The sequence below is a fragment of the Flavobacterium collinsii genome (genome assembly GCF_902804485.1).
GTDB classification, from domain to species: domain Bacteria; phylum Bacteroidota; class Bacteroidia; order Flavobacteriales; family Flavobacteriaceae; genus Flavobacterium; species Flavobacterium collinsii.
This window is the reverse complement of sequence record NZ_CADCST010000090.1, coordinates 1-1979: the sequence shown is the minus strand read 5'-3', so window position 1 is coordinate 1979 and position 1979 is coordinate 1. Positions and strand designations below refer to the sequence as shown.

At 36.0% G+C, this 1979-nt stretch carries 2 protein-coding genes; both read left to right on the top strand.

The annotated features are described in order from the left end of the window. Positions 1–513, top strand: a 513-nt coding sequence (locus FLA105534_RS13690) for a phosphopantetheine-binding protein (protein WP_246253242.1), incomplete at its 5' end; no start/stop codon positions are given. A gap of 374 nt (positions 514–887) precedes the next feature. Next, positions 888–1649 carry a ThiF family adenylyltransferase gene (locus FLA105534_RS13685; protein WP_173966686.1) on the top strand — a complete coding sequence of 254 codons (762 nt, stop codon included), beginning with the start codon at positions 888–890 and terminating at the stop codon, positions 1647–1649. Positions 1650–1979 lie beyond the last annotated feature (330 nt).

The window sequence follows — 1979 nt, the reverse complement described above, 5'->3', positions numbered from 1 at the left end:
GTCACTGCAACAGTTCAGGGTGATCCTGTAATTGTGAGTTATCTGGTGAGCACTTCGGCGGTAGACAAACAACAGCTTCGATTGGCATTGGGACGTGAACTCCCTGATTATATGGTACCGAGTTACTTTGTATTCTTAAACCAATTGCCACTTACTCCTAACGGAAAAATCGATAAAAATGCCTTACCGGCGGTGAGTTCAGCTGATGTTATTCAGCAGGAATATATCGCTCCTTCTAATGAAACAGAGGAAAAACTGGTTACAATATGGCAGGACGTTTTACAGAAAGACAAAATAGGAGTCGGGGATATCTTCTTTGCGCTTGGCGGACACAGTCTAAAAGCAACGCAGGTAATTTCTAAAATTCAGAAAGAATTCAATATTAAAATTGAACTTAAAGAATTGTACAATGAACCCACTATTAACAATCTTGCGCGCCACATAGAATCCATACAAATCTTAAACAATCAGCCGCTGATTTCTTCAGTGGCAGGAGATGAATTGTTTTTTTAAGATTGTGGTCTCTTCCTAAAAAAGGAAAGAAATGATCAGATATAAACAACTAAATGAAACAGTTACGAGAGTGTTCTTGTAACTGTTTTTTTGTTTTATAGCCTTTCGTAATTTAGTTTGAGGCAACATATACATGTTCTGTAGTGCGTTGAAGTTTAAAAGAAGAACTGTCTGAACATCAGGGTTATTCCGCTAAAAATCCAATATGATTATCATTCGTAAATGAATTATTGTATAATTATCTGATTTACAATGGATAAGTGTTTTAAGAGGCAAGAAATTAGTGTTTATAAGGGTTGAACCGATAAAAACTACCTTTTTGGTTAAAAGGGTGCCTCTTGTTTATGTTTAATTTTGAATAAAAAATACGTACTATGGATGATCGTTATTCAAAAAATAAACTTTATCTGACAGATGAAGAACAAGAAATTATAAAAAACTTCCCCATTTTACTGGCAGGGAGTGGCATTGGAAGCGTAATTGCGGAATGTGCGTTGCGTTTTGGTTTTGAAAAAATTACCATTGTTGATGGTGATCTGGTAGAGCGGTCTAATTTAAGCCGACAAAATTACACCGAAGATGATGTCGATTCAAACAAGGTAGATGCTTTGGCCAGACGATTGAGATCGATTAATAAAAATGCAGAAATCAATTGTCTCGATTTTTTCTTAACTGTTGAAAACATAGGAGATCATATTAATGGTCATAAAGCAGCAATCAATACACTGGACTTTTCTTCTCCGGTACCACTCATATTTGATACGGCTTGCCAAAAGCTTGATATTCCGGTTCTGCATCCTTATAATATAGGATGGGGAAGTCTGGTTACTGTTATCGCCAGAGATGGTCTTCTTTTGAATGCGCTGGCCAATCAGGATGAGGAATTTAATGATGCAACTATGATGGATTACGCCTCAAGTTACCTGAGATTCTGGGGAAATCCGCAAAAATGGATGGATAGCATTATTGAAAAATACAAAATCGAAAAAGGATGTCAGTCACCACCACAAATGGCCATCGCTTCCTGGTCGGTAGCGGCCTTATGCACCCACTTGCTCTTTAACATTGCGACGGGTAAAAAATTCAAGAAATTCCCTGAGTTTTATCTGTCCGCTATTATAGACGAGGATTTATAGCGCATTAAAGAAACCCATTGGGTGTGGGTTGAAATAATGACCGGTATTTAGAAATATAGCTTTTATGTTCTTTAAAGAGTGTGAAAGCTATGTTTTTTATATGATGGAGTAATTGTCGATGAATTAAGTTGATTGTGAGACACAAGATAATAGACACAAGATAATTAGATTAAAAAATCTGTAGAATCTGCGTGAAAAAATATTTAAACACATAGAAACATAGATTTTTTAAAGTGCGAAGAAGAGTTTATAAAAGAAACTCATTTCTCTCACATAGTGGTATGTGTTTTATTTGAAGTGAAACGTCTTTTATTGCGTTAGAGAGGCTAT

Bases quoted from the DNA above. Each gene is read 5' to 3' on its own strand.
- FLA105534_RS13685 (WP_173966686.1), top strand. From the start codon at position 888: ATGGATGATCGTTATTCAAAAAATAAACTTTATCTGACAGATGAAGAA.